This is a genomic window from Streptomyces sp. NPDC050704 (genome assembly GCF_040654355.1).
In the GTDB taxonomy this organism is placed as follows: Bacteria; Actinomycetota; Actinomycetes; order Streptomycetales; family Streptomycetaceae; genus Streptomyces.
Genome location: NZ_JBFAHW010000001.1, coordinates 177528 through 197265 on the forward strand (window position 1 = coordinate 177528; position 19738 = coordinate 197265).

Here is a 19738-nt window from a genome sequence, read left to right on the forward strand (position 1 = left end):
GGCCCGCTCTCCCACGAAATCCCTTGTCGCACCACGGTACGCAGGGGGCTTCCCAAGAACCCTAGTCCTGTCGTGTGGTCAAGGTCTCTGTGCGACCGTGCTGCGGCCCACTCCGTTTCTTTGTGGAGTCCCTACGAATGGCCCAACGATTCTTTAGCCTTTGCCAGGTCCCTTGTCCCGGGGTTTACCCGTGAGTAGCGTTCATGATGTCCCGAACATACTTGGGGTAACCGGAGCTTTGCCCGGGCGGTAGTCGAAAGTGGGTGGACCGGTGGTGCGCAGACCGGTGGCGTGGGTGGCCGCGATCGTGCTCTTCGTCGAGGGGGTCGGTATCGCGCTGCTCAACTGGTTCATGGGGGTCGTCGTCGACCGGCAGGACATGTCGCTGGCGGGACTCGACCCGAACGTGATGTCCGTGTCCTCGAAGGCCGCGGGCGTGCTCTTCGGCCTCTACTTCGCGTTCTGCGGCTTCGTCGCGCTGCGCGTCGCCCTGCGCGACGAGCGCCCCGCAGGCCTCGGCCGCATCCTGCTGATCAGCGCCGCGGTGGTGCACGGCCTGCTCGGCGCCTTCACGGTCGGCCTGGTGGGCTGGGGCGCCTTCGCGTTCATGATGGTGGTGCTCGGGCTGATCGTCCTCATCTTCATGGCGTACGACCGCCGGGAACCCGCCGTGTCCGACGCGGGGCCGGAGGACGGCGGACGAGGACCGGGCGACGGCGGCGGAACCCCGGTCGCCGCTCCGGCGCCCTCGGCCTCCTGAACGCCGCCGCTCCCGCGGTCACTTCTCCCGGGGCGTCCACAACTCGGTGATCCCGACGCCCAGTTCGGCCAGCAGGCTACGCACCAGGGGCAGCGAGATCCCGATGACGTTGCCGTGGTTGCCGTCGATGCCCTCGACGAACGGGGCGGAGCGGCCGTCGAGGGTGAACGCCCCGGCGACGTGCAGGGGTTCGCCCGAGGCGACGTACGCGGCGATCTCGGCGTCGCTCGGCTCGCCGAAGCGGACCACGGTGGACGCGACCCCCGACGCGTACCGCCCGGCCGTCGTGTCCCACACGCAGTGCCCGGTCTGCAGGGTGCCCGCGCGGCCGCGCATCGCCTTCCAGCGCGCGGTGGCCTCCTCGGCGTCGGCGGGCTTGCCGTACGCCTCGCCGTCCAGGTCGAGCACCGAGTCGCAGCCGATCACCAGGGCACCCTTGACCTCGGGCTTCGCCGCCACCACGGACGCCTTGGCCTCGGCGAGGGCGAGCGCCAGGTCGGCGGGGGTCGGAGCGGTCACGGCGTCCTCGTCGACCCCGCTGACGATCACCTCGGGGGCGAGTCCGGCCTGGCGCAGCAGTCCGAGCCGGGCGGGGGACTGGGAGGCGAGGACGAGTCGGCGGCGTGGCTCAGCAGTCATGGGATCAGGGTATCGGCGGGCGTCGGGCCCGCCGTGACCGACCGGTCCGGACGGCCCGTGGCCGACCGGTTCACATGGCGTCACATGGCGCCGAGCACGATCATCGCCAGGATCATGGCCAACGCCAGAAGAACGCCCGCGCGCCGCAGCATGGCCTGCATGTCGCGGAGCTCCTTGGGGGGCTCGTTCTCGGGGTCGGACCACAACATGCCATCGATGGTCACTCCGCGACGGGCCCCGGCGCCTGAGTACGCGTACTCAACTTGACCGGACAGGTCCGGTTCAGCCGGGCCAGTACGTGCGGCCCCAGGCGCTCGGGCCCGGCGCCGGCAGGCGCCGCTGCGCCAGCCGGGCCGGGTCCGCCCAGGCGTCCGGCTCACGGGCCGCGCCGGACGGGGCGGTGGCCACCGCCGCGGCGCGGGCCCGGACCACCGCCAGTGCGGCGGCCAGCTCCTCCGGGGTCGGATTGCCCCGTACGACCTTGATCATGACCGCTCCCAACTGGTGTCCTGCGGTGTCCTACAGGGGGATGTTGCCGTGCTTCTTCGGCGGCAGGGACGCCCGCTTCGTACGCAGCGCACGCAGGCCCCGTACGACGTGGGAGCGGGTGTCGGACGGCAGGACCACCGCGTCGATGTAGCCGCGCTCGGCCGCCGTGTAGGGGTTGAGGAGCGTGTCCTCGTACTCCTGGATCAGGCGGGCCCTGGTGGCCTCCTGCTCCTCGGCGGGGGCCGCCGCGATCGCGCGGCGGTGCAGGATGTTCACCGCGCCCTGCGCGCCCATCACGGCGATCTGGGCGGTCGGCCAGGCGAGGTTGAGGTCGGCACCCAGGTGCTTGGAGCCCATGACGTCGTAGGCGCCGCCGAAGGCCTTGCGGGTGATGACCGTGATGAGCGGGACGGTGGCCTCGGCGTACGCGTAGATCAGCTTCGCGCCGCGGCGGATGATGCCCATGTGCTCCTGGTCGACGCCCGGGAGGAAGCCGGGGACGTCCACGAAGGTCAGCACCGGCACGTTGAAGGCGTCGCAGGTACGGACGAACCGCGCCGCCTTCTCGCTCGCGTTGATGTCAAGACAACCCGCGAACTGCATCGGCTGGTTGGCGACGATGCCCACCGGGCGGCCCTCGACGCGGCCGAAACCGGTGAGGATGTTCGGCGCGAACAGCGGCTGCGTCTCGAAGAACTCGGCGTCGTCCAGGACGTGTTCGATCACGGTGTGCATGTCGTACGGCTGGTTCGCGCTGTCCGGGATCAGCGTGTCCAGCTCGCGGTCCTCGTCCGTCTGCGCCAGGTCCGCCTCCTCCGGGAAGGCGGGCGGCTCGCTGAGGTTGTTCGACGGGAGGTAGGACAGCAGCGACTTGACGTACTCGATCGCGTCCTTCTCGTCGCCCGCCATGTGATGGGCCACGCCGGACGTGGAGTTGTGGGTGCGGGCGCCGCCCAGTTCCTCGAAGCCGACGTCCTCGCCGGTGACGGTCTTGATGACGTCGGGGCCGGTGATGAACATGTGCGAGGTCTGGTCGACCATCACCGTGAAGTCGGTGATCGCGGGCGAGTACACCGCGCCACCCGCACACGGGCCGACGACCAGGCTGATCTGCGGAATGACGCCCGAGGCATGGGTGTTGCGGCGGAAGATCTCGCCGTACATGCCGAGCGCCGAGACGCCCTCCTGGATGCGGGCGCCGCCCGAGTCGTTGATGCCGATGACCGGACAGCCGGTCGTCAGCGCGAAGTCCATCGCCTTCATGATCTTCTGCCCGAAGACCTCGCCCAGGGCGCCGCCGAAGACCGTGAAGTCCTGTGAGAACACGGCCACCGGGCGGCCGTCCACCGTGCCGTAACCGGTCACCACCCCGTCCCCGTACGGGCGGTTGTTCTCCAGACCGAAGTCCGTCGAGCGGTGCTGGGCGAACTCGTCGAACTCCACGAAGGAGCCCTCGTCCAGCAGCAGCTCGATCCGCTCACGGGCCGTCAACTTGCCCTTGGAGTGCTGCTTTTCGACGGCACGTGCCGAACCGGCGTGTGTCGCCTCCTCGATGCGACGCCGCAGATCCGCGAGTTTGCCCGCGGTGGTGTGGATGTCGATCTCGTGCTGCTGTTCCGGCTCGGACATCGGGATGCGGCTCCCTGCCTGCTCAGTGGGGACGTTCGACGGGACCTGAGGATGAGGCGCTCAGAAGGGGGGACGGCTACTCATCCGTAGCGTAATGGCGTGCCTACCGTTCGGCAGTGCGGCGTTTACCACACCTAGTCTGGGTTGCATGACGCCGCGAGATGACTCAGACGCGAACAGCAATCGGTGGTCCGACCTGGACCGTCCGCCGCTCAACGCGGCGGCCCTGCGCCGCGCGCTCGTGCGGGACGACGGGCTCTGGTGCGATGTCGATGTGGTGTCCCGGACCGGGTCCACCAACTCCGATCTCGTCGCCTTCGCCTCGAAGGGGGAGGCGGAGGAGGGCGCGGTCCTCGTCGCCGAGGAGCAGGACGCGGGGCGGGGGCGCCTCGACCGTCAGTGGACGGCACCCGCCCGCTCGGGCCTCTTCTTCTCCGTCCTGCTGAAGCCGGTCGGGGTCCCCGTCGAGCGCTGGGGCTGGCTGCCGCTGCTCGCCGGGGTCGCCACGGCCACCGCGCTGTCCCGCGCGGCCGGCGTCGACACAGCACTCAAGTGGCCCAACGACCTGCTGCTCACCATCGGCGGCGAGGAGCGCAAGGCCGGCGGCATCCTCGCCGAGCGCGCGGGCTCCGACGGTGTCGTGGTCGGCATCGGCATCAACGTCACCCTGCGCGAGGACGAACTCCCCGTGCCCGGCGCGGGATCGCTCGCACTGGCGGGAGCGGTCACCACGGACCGCGACCCCGTGCTGCGGGCTGTACTGCGCTCCCTGGAGGACTGGTACCTGAAGTGGCGCGATGCCGGGGGCGACCCGGCGGCGTCCGGACTCCAGGAGGCGTACGCCGCCGGATGCGCGACTCTTGGACGGGTCGTACGGGCCGAACTGCCCGGCGACACGTCGATCACCGGTGAGGCGGTGGCCGTCGACGGGGACGGCCGGCTGGTGCTGGCCACGGCGGAGGGCGTGCAGCAGCCCGTGGGTGCGGGGGACATCGTGCACCTGAGGCCGACGGGGTAATTGAGGTAATAAGGGACCTTCGGGTGAGAAGTGACTGTGGTGACGAGAGGGGTACGCGAGGTATCTGGCCTCGGATGATGAGCACGGGGCACGTACGGGCCGTACGACAGGGAGCGGACCACCCGGCGTACGCCTGAGGGGTGGGCCACCGGCAGTCGGGCCTCGGCACTCGGGAGTGAGCCACGGCACACCTGCCGTATCGTTGAGGCCGGTCGATACCTGACCGCGGCAGATCGGAAGGGCAGCAGGCGTGACCGTCGACGACACGGGCTCCGGCACGGGTAACCCCGCCTCCGACGGCGAGCCGGGGCGTACCGCCGGGTCTGTCGCCGATACCGAGGCCGCACGGGTCGACCGGGCCGAGGCGCACGCACGGGTGGAGGCGCGGGTGGAGGCACCCGACCGCGCGGACCGGCAGGGCCGGGCGGACCAGCAGAACCGGACGGATCCGCAGTCCAGAGCGGAGGCGGCTGCCACCAGCTCCGGCGAGGATCCGCTGGCACTCCGGCTCGAACAGCTCATCCTGGGCGCCGAGCGGCGCTACACCCCCTTCCAGGCGGCCCGCAGCGCGGGCGTATCCGTGGAGCTGGCGACCCGCTTCTGGCGGGCCATGGGCTTCGCCGACATCGGCCAGGCCAGGGCGCTGACGGAGGCGGACGTTCTCGCGCTGCGCCGCCTCGCCGGTCTCGTCGAGGCGGGCCTGCTCAGTGAGGCGATGGCCATCCAGGTGGCCCGTTCCACCGGTCAGACCACCGCCCGGCTGGCCGAGTGGCAGATCGACTCCTTCCTGGAGGGCCTGACCGAGCCCCCGGAACCCGGCATGACGCGCACCGAGGTGACGTACCCCCTCGTCGAACTGCTGCTGCCCGAGCTGGAGGAGTTCCTCGTCTACGTCTGGCGGCGCCAGCTCGCCGCCGCGACCGGCCGGGTCGTACAGGCCGCGGACGACGAGGAGATGGTCGACCGGCGGCTCGCCGTCGGCTTCGCCGACCTCGTCGGCTTCACGCGCCTGACCCGCCGCATGGAGGAGGAGGAGCTCGGCGAGCTCGTCGAGGCCTTCGAGACCACGGCCGCCGATCTGGTCGCCGCGCACGGCGGACGCCTGATCAAGACGCTCGGTGACGAGGTGCTGTACGCGGCCGACGACGCGGGCGTCGCCGCCGAGATCGCCCTGCGCCTGATCGAGACCATGGCCAACGACGAGACGATGCCCGAACTCCGGGTCGGCATCGCCTTCGGCACCGTGACCACCCGTATGGGTGATGTCTTCGGTACGACCGTGAACCTCGCGTCCCGGCTGACCTCGATAGCTCCCAAGGACGCCGTCCTGGTCGACGGAGCCTTCGCCGAGGAGCTCACCCGGACGGGCGACGCGCCCGCCTCGGAGGCCGAGGCCGCGGAGGAGGCGGCCGCCGCCGAGAAGGAGGGCGAGGAGCCGCCGGTCTACCGCTTCACGCTCCAGCCGATGTGGCAGCGGGCGGTCCGCGGCCTGGGCGTGGTCGAGCCCTGGCTGATGAGTCGCCGGAACTCCTGAGCGGCCGGAACTCCTGAGTCGTCAGGCCCTACCGGCCGTCGTCGAGGCAGAGGCCCACGATCGGTACGCACAGGCCCGGGGGCCGCGGGTTCGTGGTCGGAGGCTGGGCCGTGCCGGTGGGGAGCGGGGCCGGTGCCGAGGCGGTGGCGGCCGGCGGTTCGGGGGCCGGTTGCCGGGCCGCCTCCGTCGGCCGGCCGGTGACGTCCCGAAGCGTGCCCGGAGCGGTGCCGTAAGACGTGGCCGTGGGGTACGCGGCTCCCGCTCCTGACCGACCCGCCTGCCCTCCCTGCCCCGCCCGGCCCGCCTGACCCGCTTGCCTTGCCTGACTCGCTCGTCCCGCTTGTTCCGCAGGCCCTGAGTCCGCTGTCGGCCCGGCGCTCCCCATGGGCGCCGTGGGCGAGGGGGAGGCGCCTGCCGTGGGCGCGTCCGAGGCCACGGTCCCGGCGTTGTCCTGAGTCGTGTCCCCGCTGGAACCGGCGACACCCGGCTCGATGTCCAAGGCCTCCACGCCGCCGCCCGCGTCCGGCTGCGCGGACCCCAGCCGCATCAGACCCAGCGCGCCCGCGGCCAGTGCCAGCCCGCCGACCGCGAGGAGCACACGCCGGGGCCGGGGCTTGCGGTGGCGCCCCCGCGGTCGCCCGAGAACGGGTTCCGGTGGGGTCGGTTCCGTCGGCGGTGCCCAGGTGACCGGCTGTGTCTTCGTCGTCTTCGTTGTATTCGTCGCCGAGTCGTGCATGCAGATCCCTCCCCGATGCGAGGGCGCCCCCCGGCGCGCTGTCGCGGTGCGCAGGTTATGCGCGGCCTGGGGCGGTTCGGGGGGAGTTGGGGAGCGGATCACTCGAACGAGGAGTTGCCCACCCTTGCCTGCCCGGGGCTACTCGCCCGGCCACTCCGGTGTGCGCTTCTCGTTGAAGGCCGCGACCCCCTCCGCCCGGTCGCCGGAGAAGGCGACCGAGCGCCAGGCCGCGTCCTCGACCTCCAGGCCCGCGCGCAGGTCGAGGCCGTGACCGAGGCGCAGGGCTCGTTTGGCGGCGCGGAGGCCGACGGGCGAGTTCGCGGCGATGCGGGCGGCCAGGGCGAGGGCCTCGGTACGGTCCTGGCCCGCCGGGACCAGATCGTCGACCAGGCCCAACTCCCGTGCCTCGGCGGCCTCCACGCGCCGCGCCGAGAAGATCAGCTCGGCCGCGCGGGCCGCGCCGACCCGGCGGGGCAGCAGCTGCGTACCGCCGCCCCCGGGGATGACGCCGACGGACACCTCGGGCAGCCCCACCACGGCCGTACGGTCCGCCACGATCAGGTCGCAGGCCAGGGCGAGCTCGAAGCCGCCGCCCAGCGCGAAGCCGTGCACGGCGGCGACCGTGGGCATCGGCAGCTCCAGTACGCCGGTGTACGCGGCCCGCGCGACCGGGCGCTGGCGGACCAGCTCGGCGTCCGTGAGGGAGTTGCGCTCCTTGAGGTCGGCGCCGACGCAGAAGGCGCGCTCGTGGGTGGAGGTCAGCACGACCACGCGTACGTCACGGTCGGCGGCCAGGGCCTGGCAGGCGGCGCCGAGGGAGCGGGCCATCTCCGTGGACACGGCGTTCATGGCCTTGGGCCGGTCCAGGGCCAGCTCCGCGACATACCCGTGGCGCCGCACCGCGACGTACTCCCCGAACCGCTGCGCCTCGTCCTGCGCCGCGTCCCGTTCCGAGCCCTGCTCCGCCATGACACCCTCCCGGTTAACGTGGGTTAACTTCCCTCGCCCCGATCATTCCAGCCGGACCCCGCCGGGGAAAGGCCCGGCCCTCGGGTCCTCCGCCGACCGCGCCCGAGGGCGTGTCCGGACCCCTGTTCGCCGCATCAATCTCCCAAACCATCGCAAACCTACCTAACCTGGAGTGATGGGTGGTGACGATGTGCGGCTGAGGGCCGTGGTGGCGCTGGCGCAGGGTATGGCCGCCGCGCACACCCCGCGGGAGTCGTGGCGGGCGGCGGCGGCCGGGGCCTGCCGGGCGCTGGGCGGGACCTTCGCCGCGCTGTCCGTGTGGGAGCGGGAACTGGGGCGGCTGCGCGTCCTGGCCAACGTGGGGGAGCGCGCGCCGGGCGAGGAGGAGTTCCCGGAGGACGAGGCGTACCCCGTGCACCAGTTCCCGGCGATCACGGAGTTCCTGCACGAGCGCTGGGTGGGCGGCGGCGAGCCCAACGCCTGGGTCGAGACGGCCGACGGGCCGGCCGCGGGCCGTGCCGAGTACTGCCATCAGCGGGTCGCCGCGCTGCGCAGACGCGGCCGGGGCTGCTGCGTCGTCGCGCCGATCGTGCTGAACGGCCGGGCGTGGGGCGAGCTGTACGTCGCCCGCCCGGCCGGAGCTCCCGTCTTCGACCGGGCCTGCGCCGACTTCGCGACCGTCCTCGCCTCGGTCGTCGCCGCCGGGATCGCGCAGACCGAACGACTGGAGGAGGCCCGCCGGCTCGCCTTCACCGATGCGCTGACCGGCCTCGCGAACCGCCGAGCCGTGGACGTACGCCTGGACGAGGCGATCGAGTGCCACCGCGACCGGGGCGTCGTCGTGAGCCTCGTGGTCTGCGACCTGAACGGCCTCAAGCGGGTCAACGACACCCAGGGGCACGCGGTCGGCGACCGTCTGCTCGAACGGTTCGGTTCGGTGCTGTCGCTCTGCGGGGCGATGCTGCCGGGCGCGCTGGCCGCGCGGCTCGGCGGTGACGAGTTCTGCCTGCTGTCGGTCGGCCGGCCCGCCGACGAGGTGGTCCGGGTCGCCGACGAACTCTGCCGCCGGGCCGACGAGATGGAACTCGGCGAGGGTGTCGCGTGCGGTGTCGCCTCGACCGAGGACCCGATCGGCCCGGTCCGCTCGGCCCGCCGCCTCTTCCGCCTCGCCGACGCGGCCCAGTACCGCGCCAAGGCCGTACGCGCCGCGAAGCCCGTGGTGGCCGGCCGTGAGGGCCCCGACGATCCGGTCGTGCGGCTGGCCGACGAGCCCCCGCCCTCGGCCGCCGAACGCCGGAGGTTCCGCGGCCGGAGGTAGCGGCAAGGGGAGAGGGGTGCGTGTCAGGTAAGGGTCTAACAGGCTCCCCACTAGTGACACCGGCGCATTCACTGCGTACGCTCCTGAATATGGATATGCACACTGTGGTGGTGGGGACGACGGGTGTCACCGCGTCCGACGTTCTCGCCGTGGCGCGCGGCGGCGCCCGGGTCGAACTCTCCGACGAGGCACTGGCGGCGCTCGCCGCGGCCCGCGAGATCGTGGAGGCGCTGGCGGCCAAGCCGGACCCGGTATACGGGGTCTCCACCGGCTTCGGAGCCCTCGCGACCCGGCACATCAGCCCGGAACTCCGTGCCCAGTTGCAGCGCAACATCGTCCGCTCGCACGCCGCCGGGATGGGCCCGCGCGTCGAACGCGAAGTCGTCCGCGCCCTGATGTTCCTGCGCCTGAAGACCGTCTGCTCCGGCCGCACCGGAGTACGCCCGTCCGTCGCGCGGACCATGGCCGACATCCTGAACGCCGGCATCACCCCGGTCGTCCACGAGTTCGGCTCCCTCGGCTGTTCCGGCGACCTGGCACCGCTGTCCCACTGCGCCCTGACGCTGATGGGCGAGGGTGACGCCGAGGGTCCCGACGGCGTCGTCCGTCCCGCCGGGGAACTCCTCGCCGAGCACGGCATCACGCCCGTCGAACTGCGCGAGAAGGAGGGGCTCGCCCTCCTCAACGGCACCGACGGCATGCTCGGCATGCTGGTCATGGCCCTCGCCGACCTGGAGATGCTCTACAAGTCGGCGGACATCACGGCCGCCCTGTCGCTCGAAGCCCTGCTCGGCACGGACCGGGTCCTCGCCCCCGAACTGCACGCCATCCGCCCCCACCCGGGCCAGGCCGCCAGCGCCGCCAACATGCTCGCCGTGCTGAAGGGTTCGGAACTCACCGGCCACCACCAGGACGACGCCCCGCGCGTCCAGGACGCGTACTCCGTGCGCTGCGCCCCCCAGGTCGCGGGCGCCGGGCGCGACACCATGGCGCACGCCCGCCTGGTGGCAGACCGCGAGCTCGCCTCCGCCGTCGACAACCCCGTCGTCCTGCCCGACGGCCGCGTCGAGTCCAACGGCAACTTCCACGGCGCCCCGGTCGCGTACGTTCTGGACTTCCTCGCCATCGCCGCCGCCGACCTCGGCTCCATCACCGAGCGCCGCACGGACCGGCTGCTCGACAAGAACCGCTCGCACGGGCTCCCGCCGTTCCTCGCGGACGACCCGGGCGTCGACTCCGGGCTGATGATCGCCCAGTACACGCAGGCGGCCCTGGTGAGCGAGATGAAGCGGCTCGCCGTACCGGCCTCGGCCGACTCCATCCCGTCCTCCGCCATGCAGGAGGACCACGTCTCCATGGGCTGGTCGGCCGCCCGCAAGCTCCGTACGGCAGTCGACAACCTGACCCGCATCGTCGCCATCGAGCTGTACGCCGCCACGCGCGCCGTCGAGCTGCGCGCCGGCCTCACTCCGGCCCCGGCCTCGCGGGCCGCGATCGGCGCCGCCCGCGCCGCCGGAGTGGCGGGCCCGGGCCCGGACCGGTTCCTCGCCCCGGACCTGGCGGCCGCGGACGCGTTCGTGCGCGGCGGCCGGCTGGTCGCGGCGGTGGAACCCGTGACGGGACCGCTGGCATAAGGCTTGGGAAGGGGTCCGGAAGGGTCCTGGAAGGCGCTCGAAATGTGTGAGCGGGGGCACCGCCGACCGGGCGATGCTCCCGCCAGAACCTGTGCTAGGGTTCATAACGAAACGTTTTTGGTACCCATTAACTTTGTGCGCCTGAAAGGAATCCTCTCTCAGGCGCGTTTTGTTTGTCCGGTCATTTCCGGATGGGAGCCACCTATCCAAGGAGAAATGACATGGCTACTGGCACCGTGAAGTGGTTCAACGCGGAAAAGGGCTTCGGCTTCATCGAGCAGGACGGCGGCGGCGCCGACGTCTTCGCCCACTACTCCAACATCGCCACCTCTGGCTTCCGTGAGCTGCAGGAAGGCCAGAAGGTCTCCTTCGACGTCACGCAGGGCCAGAAGGGCCCGCAGGCGGAGAACATCGTCCCCGCCTAATTCCGGGACGCGCATCACGCGAGCCGGGGCCCGCACCTTCGGGTGTGGGTCCCGGCTTGTGCTGTCCGTGCGCCTTTGAGTGCACGGGGATCCCGTGAGGCCCAGGAAGGAATTCCAGATCTGTATGACTCGATCCGAACGTCCTGAACGACCCGCCGGCCAACGACCGGCGAATTCTCGGGGTTCCCGTGGTTCTCGTGGCGCACGCGGAGGCGCTCCGGCGGCCGCCGTCAACGGCGGCAACAGGAACGCACGAAAGAAGCCGTCCCAGCAGTCGACGGCACCGCGCGAGTTCACCCTCCCGCAGACGCTCACGCCCGCACTGCCCGCCGTCGAGTCCTTCGACGCGCTGGACATGCCGGCCGCGCTGACCAAGACCCTCACCTCCCTGGGGGTGACCGAGCCGTTCCCGATCCAGGGCGCGACGCTCCCCAACTCCCTCGCGGGCCGCGACATCCTCGGCCGGGGCCGCACCGGCTCGGGCAAGACCCTCGCCTTCGGCCTCGCGCTGCTCGCCCGCACGGCCGGCCGTCGTTCCGAGTCCAAGGCGCCGCTCGCGCTCGTCCTGGTGCCCACGCGCGAACTCGCGCAGCAGGTCACCGACGCGCTCACGCCGTACGCCACGGCCGTGAACCTGCGCCTCGCCACCGTCGTCGGCGGCATGTCGATCGGCAGGCAGGCAGGTGACCTGCGACGCGGCGCCGAGGTGCTCGTCGCCACGCCGGGACGGCTCAAGGACCTCATAGACCGCGGTGACTGCACCCTCGCACGGGTGGGGATCACCGTCCTCGACGAGGCCGACCAGATGGCCGACATGGGCTTCATGCCGCAGGTCACGGCGCTGCTCAAGCAGGTCGAGCCGGACGGCCAGCGGATGCTGTTCTCGGCGACGCTGGACAAGAACATCGACAAGCTCGTACGGATGTTCCTCACGGACCCCGTCGTGCACTCCGTCGACCCCTCGGCGGGCGCGGTGACGACGATGGAGCACCACGTGCTGCACGTCGCCGACGAGACCGACAAGAAGGCCGTCGCCATGCGGATCGCGGCCCGCGACGGCCGCGTGATCCTCTTCGTCGACACCAAGCGCGGGGCGGACCGCTTCACCAAGCGCCTGCTGGCGAGCGGTGTGCGCGCCTCCGCGCTGCACGGCGGCCGTTCCCAGCCGCAGCGCAACCGCACCCTCGACCAGTTCAAGACCGGCCTGGTGACAGCGCTCGTCGCCACCAACGTGGCGGCCCGCGGCATCCACGTCGACGATCTCGACCTGGTCGTGAACATCGACCCGCCGACCGACCACAAGGACTACCTCCACCGCGGCGGCCGTACCGCCCGCGCGGGCGAGTCCGGCAGCGTGGTCACGCTCGTCCTGCCGGAGCAGAAGCGCGAGATGACCCAGCTGATGGCCGACGCGGGGATCAGCCCGCGGACGGTCCGTATCAAGTCCAGCGACGAGGAGCTCGTACGGATCACCGGCGCGCGGGAGCCGTCCGGCGTGCCGGTCGTGATCCCCGTGCCCGAGCCGGTGGCCGCCCAGCCGCAGGCGAAGTCCCGGACGCGACGCGGTGGCGGCGGTGGCGGCGGACGTGGGGCGGCCGCGGCCGGTGCCCGGTCCGGCGCGGGTGCCGGTGGAGGCGCCCGGTCCGGTGCGGGTGCGGCCGGCGGTGCCAGGTCCGGGTCCGGTGCTGGTGCGCGTGGTGGCCGCGGTGGCGCGGGTGCGCGCTCGGCCGGTACCGGCGGCGGCAACCGCGGTACGCGCGGTGGCCAGGGAGGCGGCCGCCGGACGGCCTAGCAGGTCAGGTGGCGCTGATCGCCAGGTCGTTGGTGACGGTGATGAAGAAGCGGGCCCGCACCTGCCGGTCCGCTGCCGCTTCCGCTGTCACTGCCTGCGTGGTGAGTGCGGTGCTCGGATACTTGTCCGTGTCCTTGCGGTCCACGATGTCGCCGAAGATCCGTCCCACCCGTACGGGTTCGGCGGCTTCGGCAGGGCGTAAGAACAGGTCCCACACCGATTTCTCCGCATCGACGGGATGGGACAAGGACGTGACGCGGGCCTGGAACGTCCGTCCACCGGTCGACTCCTCCGACTCAGTCGGTTCAGTCGACTCCGCCGGTGTCGCGAAGTCGTGTGCCGTCCCGAGGCGGGAGACGCCCAGCAGCGTCGCGCCCGCGCCGAGCGTGGCTCCGTGGAGCATGCCTTCCACGTGCAGGGAGCCGTCCTCGGTGCGCAGGGCGGTGGCTTCCGCGTGGGAGGGGCGGCGGAAGGTCCGTAGGGCCAGGTAGCCGTCCTTGGTCGGGTACGGGATCCACCAGGCGACGGCCTCGCCGGCCGCCGGGGGCACGGCGCCCAACAGACCGCGCTGCTCGACGAGTCCGGCCCTGACGCGGCGCCGTACGCCGTCCTCGGCGCGCTCGACGTGCAGGTCCCAGCGGCCCTCGGCCAAGGCCGGCCGCCCGGGGGCCAGCTCCGCCGACCAGGGTGCCTTCGGGCGGGCCGGCCGCTCCAGCGGTACGCGGACCTCGTGGTCGTCACCGTGCCGGTGCCGCAGTACCAGGGTGAGGCTCTCACCGGACACCCCCGACGGGTTCACCGCGACGCGTACGCCGCCGGCGGAGTCGGTCGTGCAGCCGCCCTTCGGGCGCAGGGCGCGTGGCCGGCCGTCGTCCGCGGCCGGAGTCACCGGCGGGGCCGTGGCGTCGGCACGCGGCAGGGCACCCGGTGAAGGCGCCGCTTCCGCCGCTTCCGTACGGCGAGGGCGGGAGCCGTGCGGCAGCAGCGTGCCGAACGCGCGGCGCATCCGGCGGGTGATCTTCGTCGCCGTCGAGGTCCTGGCCTCCCGCAACTCGCCGACCAGCCGCTCGTACTCGCCCGCGATCAGCCGCGGCGCGAACCGCTGGACGGTCGCCCTGCCGGACTCGCCCATCAGGCGCCGCTGGTCCGGGTCGTCCATCAGCTTCAGCAGCCCGGCGGCGAGCGAGTCCGAGTCCCCCGGCGCCACGAGCAGTCCGTCGGAGCCGTGGGTGATGATCTCGCCGGGGCCGTGCGGGCAGTCGGTCGCGACCACCGGGACGCCGGCGTGCATGGCCTCCAGGATCGTCATGCCGAAGGACTCCCACTCGGAACTCACCGCGGCGACGGAGGCCTTGGGCCACTCGGTCTCCATCGCCGAGTGGGCTCCCATGAGGAACACGTGGTCGTTCAGCCGGAGTTCGTCGATGGCGGTGCGCAGGCGGGCGCGCTCCGGTCCCCGGCCGTAGATCCGCAGCCGCCATTCCGGACGGACGGCGACGACCTTGGAGAACGCCTCGATGAGCAGGTCGTACCGCTTGACCGGCATCAGACGTCCCGCGGCGATCACCAACGGGGCCTGGACGTCGGAGCGTTCCGCCTTCGGTCTGGGCACCGCGTTCGGGATGTCGGTGATCCGCGTCCGCAGCCCGGGCAGGTGCGCGCGATGGTCCGCCGCGTCCTGGGCGGAGACGGTGACGAAGGCGTCCAGGCGCTCGATCGCCGCGTTCTGCGCCGTGCGCACGCCGGGCTCGTGATTGTCGTACGACAGGTGCTCCTGCCCGATGCGCAGGTAGCGCCGCGAGCCGTGCTCGGCCAGGAAGACGACCATCGCCGGGCGGGTCGCCACCACGACGTCCGCGTCGGTCTCGTCGAGGAACCGGCGGAGCCGCTCGTCCGTGAGCTCGGTATAGCGGTGCGCGAGGACCTCGGTGGGCGGTACGACCCCGGAGGGCCGTGCCATGAGGGGGTTCCCGCCGTCGAACGTCGGCGCGTCGGGCCGCTCGTCGGTGAGCGGCACGATGCGCACCTTGCCGCTCACCCCGAGCAGGGGCTTCTCCGCGCTCCGGAGCACCGAGACGATCTCGACCTCGTGCCGCGCGGCGAGCGCGCCGGCCAGGTTGAACGTGGAGCGGACGGTGCCGCCGATGGTGTACGCGTTGTGGAGGAGGAAGCTGAACTTCACGACGGCAATCCCTGTTCAGGCGGTACGGACAGCGACAGGGGAGTGCCTTGACGCCCGGACGTGCGGGCGCCGGATGTGGGGTCTGGAGTCCGCAGGTTTGGGGGGATGGCCACGCGACATTCCTGCACGAGCCGTACGGACTGTAAGCAGCTCCCCGGACCACACGCCAAGCCTCTCCCGAAAGATGACGCGAAATGGTCGACACGCGGCTTGTCAGGCGGGGTTCGCTCCGCTGTGGCGCAGCGTGGCTATGAGCGCGGCGAGTTGGTGGGGGCGTGCGGTGAGGACGACCTCGGGGTCGTCGCTCTCACGGAGGAGGATCGTGCCGGTGGGGGTGGTGGCGAGGTAGACGCAGGAGGAGCCGGACTCGCTGTAGGTGGACTTCTGCCAGTTGAGGTCAATCACCGGGTGGCTCTCCTCAGACGCTCTTGGCGATGCGGTGGACGAGATCTCGGGAGGGGACGGGCTGGAGGGCTACTTGCTCCATGCGGTCCAAGACCAGTCTGTACGTTTCCAACTTTCCGGCGGCATCGATGAGTTCGCTGCCGTGGCTGGTGTCCAGCTGCGCGGTGTCGAGGGCGATGACGGCACCATGGGCGTAGTCAAGGCCATGGCCGGCGGTCGGGAAGGAGGTGCCGTCGAAGGGGATGACCCGGAGAGTGATGTTCGGCTGATCGCTCACCTCGATGAGGTGGTCCAGCTGGGCCCGTGTCACTTCACGGCCGCCGAACTGCATGCGCAGGGCGGCTTCGTGGACGATCGCGATGTACGGGACAGGCCGCTCGCGGAACAGAACGACCTGACGCTTGATGCGGTGGGAGACGCGGTGCTCGATCTCGTGAGGCCGTAGGGCCGGGACCGCTTCGCGGAAGAGTGCGCGGGCGTGCTCGGGGATCTGGAGCAGGCCGGGGATATTGATCACCTGGGCCACGCGCAGCGCGGCGGCGTGGTGCTCCATCTCGGCCAGATCCAGATGCGGTGAGGGCAGGATGTCGCGGTACTCCTCCCACCAGCCGCGGGTGCGGTCGGCGGCCATGTCGGCCAGGGCGTCGACCAGCGCATCGTCCGTGCAGCCGTAGATAACGCCGAGGGTGCGCACACGATCTGCGCTCACACCGAAACGGTTGGCCTCGATGTTGCTGATCTGGGCCTGCGTGGTGCCCAAGGTGCGGGCGGCCTCAACGGCGGTCATGCCCGCACGTTCGCGCAGTCGGCGCAGTTCAGTGCCGAGGCGGAGTCGGCGCGCGGTCGGTGCCCTCCTCGGTGCCATGCCCTCGCTCCGTTCCGTACACCTGACGTAGTGGTCACTCACACGAAGTAAATCCCTGAACGTTTTGCTCTCATCTGCAAAACCTTCAGGGTCTGCACTCTACGGTGAGTCCCAAGCCGCTCAACTGGCCCCGCCAGTAAGGCCCCGTCGAGTGAATCCAAGTCCCCCCACCGCAGGAGGCGTTCATGGTCACCGTATCCCCGTCGAAGTCCGAAGCGTCCGCATCTTGGGCCTACGCCCTCCAACTTCCGCACGATCCCCGCGCCCCGCGCATCGCCCGCGTTACCCTGCGCGCCGTCCTCGCCGGGCACGGCCTGGCCCATGTCACCGACGCCGCCGAACTGTTGACCTCCGAGCTCGTCACCAACGCCTACCGGTACTCCACCGCCGCCGCGACCCTCCGTCTGCGCGGTCTGGGCGACGGGCGGCTGCGCATCGGCGTCCGGGACGCCAACCCGCACATCCCACCACCGTTCGACCGGCGTCCCGGCCCGCTCCGCCCCATCCCTGCCCCTGTCCCCGTTGAGGGTGATGGCGGGCGCGGCCTGTTCCTCGTATGCCACTACGCGGACGCGTGGGGCGGCTGTCTCTTCGGGCGGGGCGGGAAGCTGCTGTGGTGTGAGCTCGGTCCGCGCCCCGCCGGTCATGCTGTCGCGGCATGACGGCAACGGGGACGGGTCGTTGTGTCCACTGCCGGTCAGAGGCCCGCGTGTGTTGCCGGGAAGCCGACCTTCGTCAGGTTCTCCGACGCCGTCCACAGCCGCTGGGCCGTAACCGGATCGCTCGCCGCCGCGGTGCGTCCCACCAGGGTCGGTCCGCCGCGCATCTCGCCCATTCCGTCCGGGCCGACGTAGCTCGCGCCGGGGAGGTCCGCCGTCGCCGCGTACAGGGTGGGCAGGGCGCCCGCCCGGTCGTCCTGGGCGAAGACCCTGTTGCCGAACTGCATGAAGGCGCGCATGACGGCGCTGCCCGAGTGGCTCTGGAGGTTGGTGGCCGCGTAGCCGGGGTGGGCGGCCAGGGCGCGGACCGGGGAACCCGACTCCGTCAGGCGGCGCTGGAGTTCCAGGGTGAAGAGCAGGTTCGCCAGTTTTGACTGGGCGTAGGCGCCCCGCGGGGTGTAGTCGGCGTCGAGGTTCAGGTCGTCGAAGTTGATCGTGGCGCCGCCCCAGCGGTGGGCGCCGGAGGCGACGGTGACGACGCGGTCGGTGACGTACGGCAGGAGCAGGTTCGTCAGCGCGAAGTGACCGAGGTGGTTGGTGCCGAACTGCATCTCGAAGCCGTCCCGCGTGCGCTGCCGCGGGAGCATCATCACGCCGGCGTTGTTGATCAGCAGGGCCAGGGAGCGGCCCTCCCACGCGTCCGCGAACTCCCGTACGGAGGACAGGTCCGCCAGGTCCAGACGGCGTACCTCCGTGCTGCCGGTCACCGTCGCCGCCGCCGCGCGGCCCCGGTCCACGTCCCGTACGGCGAACACCACATGGGCGCCGGAGCGGGCCAGCGCGTCCGCGGCCCGCAGGCCGATACCGCTGTTGGCACCGGTGATGACGGCGGTGCGGCCGGTGAGGTCGGGGAGGAGGGTCACGTTCCACTTCTTGTTCTCTTCGGTTGCCATGACTTCAATGTAGACGCTAGCAACAATGATGGCAATGGCTACAATGGTGTCGGTGCCTACAAAGATTACGATGCCTACAAAGGTGACGCCGTCAACATCGGGATACAGTGGCCCACATGCCTGAAAGCCGCCCCTATCACCACGGAGACCTGCGCTCGGCCCTGCTGGACAGCGCGGAGCGCACCCTGCGGGAGAAGGGGGTCGGCTCCCTGTCCCTGCGCGAACTGGCCCGCGAGACCGGCGTCAGCCACGCCGCCCCCGGCCGCCACTTCAAGGACAAGCAGGCCCTGCTCGACGCCCTGGCCCTGGCCGGCTACGACCGGCTGGCCGAGGTCCTGGCCGCCGCCTACGACCCCGCGCTCCCGCTCCAGCCCCGCCTGACCGCCCTCGCCCGCGCCTACCTCGCCTTCGCCACCGAGAACGCCGAGCTGCTGGCGCTCATGTACGCCCGCAAGCACGAACCCGAGGCCGCCGAGCAGATGGCCGCCGGGGTCGACCGGTCGGTGGGCTCCCTCGGGCGGGTGATCGCGGACGCGCAACGGCACGGCGAGGTCGTCGAGGGCGACCCGGAACGCCTCACCCTCTTCATGGGTGCCACGCTCCACGGCATCGCCGCCTTGACGGCGGGCGGCCTGCTCGACGCGGACGAGGCCTTCGGCATGACCGAGGACCTGATCCACCACCTGCTGCACGGCCTCAAGCCCCGCTGAACCCCGCCCGCACGCGCAACTCGCCCGTTCGCGGTCCCCGCCTCAGTAGGCGGCCATACGCTCCCGTCGTACCGAGTACACGACGAACCCCGCCCCCAGGCTCAGGAACAGCGTGCCGCCGACCACGTACGGGGTGGTGTCGAAGCTTCCCGTGTCGGCGAGTTGGGTCGTACGGGTTGTCGAGGTCGAGGCGGTTTCGGACGAGGTCTCGGCGACGGTCTCGGCCTTGGTTCGCAGGACCGTGGACGCCGATGTCCGCGCTCCGTCCGCCGTCGGCTCGTCCCCGGTCGCGTTGGCGGACGGGACGAACCACAGGGCACCCAGGAGGGTCCCCGCGGCGGTGGCGGTCAGCAACGAGCGGCGTGCGGACACGGAATATCGATCCCCTTGTGACGCTGGCGAATTGGCCGTGTGGGGCGATGTTAGTGAAAGGTGCGGGTCACGGGAAAGTCACGGTGGTCATGAGTCGTACGCTCCGACGTATGAGCACTTCTGAGACATCACGTTTTGTGCGGTTGCGCGTCGAATTGGTCGTCGAGGTCGAGGACGAGAACGCCCTCACCAAGACCGCACTGGGGCGGATCGCCGAGGACCCCGAGATTCCCGGCGACGAGCGGGCGCACGCCGAGAGCGCAGTGACGGAAGACACTGCCGAAGCCATCGCGTACCTCGTCGACCCGTTCGACCTGGTCAGCCAGGTGCCCGGGGTCGACCTCGCGCAGGCATCCTGGAGCAGTGAGCAGATCGACTACGACCCCGATTCGCCGGATTGGGACCTCGACGAGGATGATGACGCCGGAGACGGGGCAGAAGAGGTCGGCTGACGTCCTTGGGAATTCGTGACCCCGGGGGGCAACCGCCGCCCGGGGTTCTGTCGTCTCAAGGGACGCAGTGACCGACACCCGCACCTGCCGTATCGATGGAGATCGACGTGGTGTGCCCCACACCTGTGACAGCTGTGGAACGGGACGAAGCGGTCGTAGCGTTTACAGGTGTTACGGGGACTCTCGGGGTTTTGGGG

General features: G+C 71.3%; 21 protein-coding genes. 10 read left to right on the top strand and 11 right to left on the bottom strand.

The window, feature by feature from the left end; translation table 11 throughout:
* Positions 1-271 precede the first annotated feature (271 nt).
* On the top strand, positions 272-760 hold the full coding sequence (locus AB0I18_RS00765) for a hypothetical protein (RefSeq protein ID WP_363103148.1): 489 nt from the start codon (positions 272-274) through the stop codon (positions 758-760).
* A gap of 18 nt (positions 761-778) precedes the next feature.
* On the opposite strand, the gene AB0I18_RS00770 is transcribed toward AB0I18_RS00765, so the two are convergent.
* The 4 genes from AB0I18_RS00770 to AB0I18_RS00785 all read right to left on the bottom strand — a co-directional run bounded on the left by AB0I18_RS00770 (position 779) and on the right by AB0I18_RS00785 (position 3517).
* Positions 779-1399: a nucleoside triphosphate pyrophosphatase gene (locus AB0I18_RS00770; protein WP_363103149.1), complete on the bottom strand. Its 621-nt coding sequence runs from the start codon at positions 1397-1399 to the stop codon at positions 779-781.
* 80 nt (positions 1400-1479) lie between these two features.
* Positions 1480-1608: a hypothetical protein gene (locus AB0I18_RS00775; protein ID WP_363103150.1), complete on the bottom strand. Its 129-nt coding sequence runs from the start codon at positions 1606-1608 to the stop codon at positions 1480-1482.
* Between the two features lie 73 nt (positions 1609-1681).
* Complete coding sequence (locus tag AB0I18_RS00780) at positions 1682-1888, bottom strand: acyl-CoA carboxylase epsilon subunit (RefSeq protein ID WP_363103151.1); 207 nt, start codon at positions 1886-1888, stop codon at positions 1682-1684.
* Between the two features lie 30 nt (positions 1889-1918).
* A complete protein-coding gene (locus tag AB0I18_RS00785; protein WP_363103152.1) occupies positions 1919-3517 on the bottom strand; it encodes an acyl-CoA carboxylase subunit beta in 1599 nt (532 codons plus the stop codon).
* Positions 3518-3665: 148 nt separating this feature from the next.
* Between AB0I18_RS00785 and AB0I18_RS00790 the strand changes: the two genes are divergently transcribed.
* On the top strand, positions 3666-4535 hold the full coding sequence (locus AB0I18_RS00790) for a biotin--[acetyl-CoA-carboxylase] ligase (RefSeq protein WP_363103153.1): 870 nt from the start codon (positions 3666-3668) through the stop codon (positions 4533-4535).
* 250 nt (positions 4536-4785) lie between these two features.
* Positions 4786-6069, top strand: coding sequence for an adenylate/guanylate cyclase domain-containing protein (locus tag AB0I18_RS00795; RefSeq protein WP_363103154.1), 1284 nt, complete (start codon positions 4786-4788; stop codon positions 6067-6069).
* A gap of 28 nt (positions 6070-6097) precedes the next feature.
* Here the strand turns inward: AB0I18_RS00795 and AB0I18_RS00800 are convergent, their stop codons facing one another.
* On the bottom strand, positions 6098-6805 hold the full coding sequence (locus AB0I18_RS00800) for a hypothetical protein (protein WP_363103155.1): 708 nt from the start codon (positions 6803-6805) through the stop codon (positions 6098-6100).
* Between the two features lie 138 nt (positions 6806-6943).
* A complete protein-coding gene (locus AB0I18_RS00805) occupies positions 6944-7774 on the bottom strand; it encodes an enoyl-CoA hydratase-related protein (protein WP_363103156.1) in 831 nt (276 codons plus the stop codon).
* Between the two features lie 175 nt (positions 7775-7949).
* Here AB0I18_RS00805 and AB0I18_RS00810 point away from each other — a divergent pair, with 175 nt between their 5' ends.
* The 4 genes from AB0I18_RS00810 (at position 7950) to AB0I18_RS00825 (ending at position 12943) form a co-directional block, all read left to right on the top strand.
* On the top strand, positions 7950-9092 hold the full coding sequence (locus AB0I18_RS00810) for a diguanylate cyclase (protein WP_363103157.1): 1143 nt from the start codon (positions 7950-7952) through the stop codon (positions 9090-9092).
* Positions 9093-9187: 95 nt separating this feature from the next.
* Positions 9188-10726 (top strand): histidine ammonia-lyase, encoded by a 1539-nt coding sequence (gene hutH, locus AB0I18_RS00815; RefSeq protein WP_363103205.1) that lies wholly within the window; start codon positions 9188-9190, stop codon positions 10724-10726.
* A gap of 221 nt (positions 10727-10947) precedes the next feature.
* On the top strand, positions 10948-11151 hold the full coding sequence (locus AB0I18_RS00820) for a cold-shock protein (protein ID WP_053661143.1): 204 nt from the start codon (positions 10948-10950) through the stop codon (positions 11149-11151).
* Positions 11152-11275: 124 nt separating this feature from the next.
* Positions 11276-12943, top strand: a complete 1668-nt coding sequence (locus AB0I18_RS00825) for a DEAD/DEAH box helicase (RefSeq protein ID WP_363103158.1) — start codon at positions 11276-11278, stop codon at positions 12941-12943.
* Between the two features lie 4 nt (positions 12944-12947).
* Here AB0I18_RS00825 and AB0I18_RS00830 read toward each other — a convergent pair whose 3' ends face one another.
* From AB0I18_RS00830 to AB0I18_RS00840, 3 genes are all read right to left on the bottom strand, one after another.
* A complete protein-coding gene (locus AB0I18_RS00830) occupies positions 12948-15125 on the bottom strand; it encodes a glycosyltransferase (protein WP_363103159.1) in 2178 nt (725 codons plus the stop codon).
* Between the two features lie 213 nt (positions 15126-15338).
* Positions 15339-15530 (bottom strand): DUF397 domain-containing protein, encoded by a 192-nt coding sequence (locus AB0I18_RS00835; protein WP_363103160.1) that lies wholly within the window; start codon positions 15528-15530, stop codon positions 15339-15341.
* A 13-nt stretch (positions 15531-15543) separates the two neighbouring features.
* The gene (locus AB0I18_RS00840; protein WP_363103161.1) at positions 15544-16395 is read right to left on the bottom strand and encodes a helix-turn-helix transcriptional regulator; all 852 of its coding nucleotides are present in this window, start codon (positions 16393-16395) and stop codon (positions 15544-15546) included.
* 185 nt (positions 16396-16580) lie between these two features.
* Between AB0I18_RS00840 and AB0I18_RS00845 the strand changes: the two genes are divergently transcribed.
* Positions 16581-17057, top strand: a complete 477-nt coding sequence (locus tag AB0I18_RS00845) for an ATP-binding protein (RefSeq protein WP_363103162.1) — start codon at positions 16581-16583, stop codon at positions 17055-17057.
* Positions 17058-17092: 35 nt separating this feature from the next.
* Here the strand turns inward: AB0I18_RS00845 and AB0I18_RS00850 are convergent, their stop codons facing one another.
* The gene (locus AB0I18_RS00850) at positions 17093-18007 is read right to left on the bottom strand and encodes an oxidoreductase (RefSeq protein ID WP_363103163.1); all 915 of its coding nucleotides are present in this window, start codon (positions 18005-18007) and stop codon (positions 17093-17095) included.
* 116 nt (positions 18008-18123) lie between these two features.
* On the opposite strand from AB0I18_RS00850, the gene AB0I18_RS00855 reads away from it, so the two are divergent.
* A complete protein-coding gene (locus tag AB0I18_RS00855) occupies positions 18124-18717 on the top strand; it encodes a TetR/AcrR family transcriptional regulator (RefSeq protein WP_363103164.1) in 594 nt (197 codons plus the stop codon).
* 42 nt (positions 18718-18759) lie between these two features.
* Here the strand turns inward: AB0I18_RS00855 and AB0I18_RS00860 are convergent, their stop codons facing one another.
* Positions 18760-19089: an LPXTG cell wall anchor domain-containing protein gene (locus tag AB0I18_RS00860; protein WP_363103165.1), complete on the bottom strand. Its 330-nt coding sequence runs from the start codon at positions 19087-19089 to the stop codon at positions 18760-18762.
* 110 nt (positions 19090-19199) lie between these two features.
* On the opposite strand from AB0I18_RS00860, the gene AB0I18_RS00865 reads away from it, so the two are divergent.
* Positions 19200-19541 carry a hypothetical protein gene (locus AB0I18_RS00865; RefSeq protein ID WP_363103166.1) on the top strand — a complete coding sequence of 114 codons (342 nt, stop codon included), beginning with the start codon at positions 19200-19202 and terminating at the stop codon, positions 19539-19541.
* Positions 19542-19738: the final 197 nt, after the last annotated feature.

Coding starts and splice junctions, on each gene's coding strand:
- AB0I18_RS00805 (WP_363103156.1), bottom strand. CDS start 7,774: ATGGCGGAGCAGGGCTCGGAACGGGACGCGGCGCAGGACGAGGCGCAG.
- AB0I18_RS00790 (WP_363103153.1), top strand. CDS start 3,666: ATGACGCCGCGAGATGACTCAGACGCGAACAGCAATCGGTGGTCCGAC.
- hutH (WP_363103205.1), top strand. CDS start 9,188: ATGCACACTGTGGTGGTGGGGACGACGGGTGTCACCGCGTCCGACGTT.
- AB0I18_RS00810 (WP_363103157.1), top strand. CDS start 7,950: ATGGGTGGTGACGATGTGCGGCTGAGGGCCGTGGTGGCGCTGGCGCAG.
- AB0I18_RS00825 (WP_363103158.1), top strand. CDS start 11,276: ATGACTCGATCCGAACGTCCTGAACGACCCGCCGGCCAACGACCGGCG.
- AB0I18_RS00770 (WP_363103149.1), bottom strand. CDS start 1,399: ATGACTGCTGAGCCACGCCGCCGACTCGTCCTCGCCTCCCAGTCCCCC.
- AB0I18_RS00780 (WP_363103151.1), bottom strand. CDS start 1,888: ATGATCAAGGTCGTACGGGGCAATCCGACCCCGGAGGAGCTGGCCGCC.
- AB0I18_RS00785 (WP_363103152.1), bottom strand. CDS start 3,517: ATGTCCGAGCCGGAACAGCAGCACGAGATCGACATCCACACCACCGCG.
- AB0I18_RS00855 (WP_363103164.1), top strand. CDS start 18,124: ATGCCTGAAAGCCGCCCCTATCACCACGGAGACCTGCGCTCGGCCCTG.
- AB0I18_RS00845 (WP_363103162.1), top strand. CDS start 16,581: ATGGTCACCGTATCCCCGTCGAAGTCCGAAGCGTCCGCATCTTGGGCC.
- AB0I18_RS00865 (WP_363103166.1), top strand. CDS start 19,200: ATGAGCACTTCTGAGACATCACGTTTTGTGCGGTTGCGCGTCGAATTG.
- AB0I18_RS00775 (WP_363103150.1), bottom strand. CDS start 1,608: ATGTTGTGGTCCGACCCCGAGAACGAGCCCCCCAAGGAGCTCCGCGAC.
- AB0I18_RS00840 (WP_363103161.1), bottom strand. CDS start 16,395: ATGGCACCGAGGAGGGCACCGACCGCGCGCCGACTCCGCCTCGGCACT.
- AB0I18_RS00800 (WP_363103155.1), bottom strand. CDS start 6,805: ATGCACGACTCGGCGACGAATACAACGAAGACGACGAAGACACAGCCG.
- AB0I18_RS00850 (WP_363103163.1), bottom strand. CDS start 18,007: ATGGCAACCGAAGAGAACAAGAAGTGGAACGTGACCCTCCTCCCCGAC.
- AB0I18_RS00820 (WP_053661143.1), top strand. CDS start 10,948: ATGGCTACTGGCACCGTGAAGTGGTTCAACGCGGAAAAGGGCTTCGGC.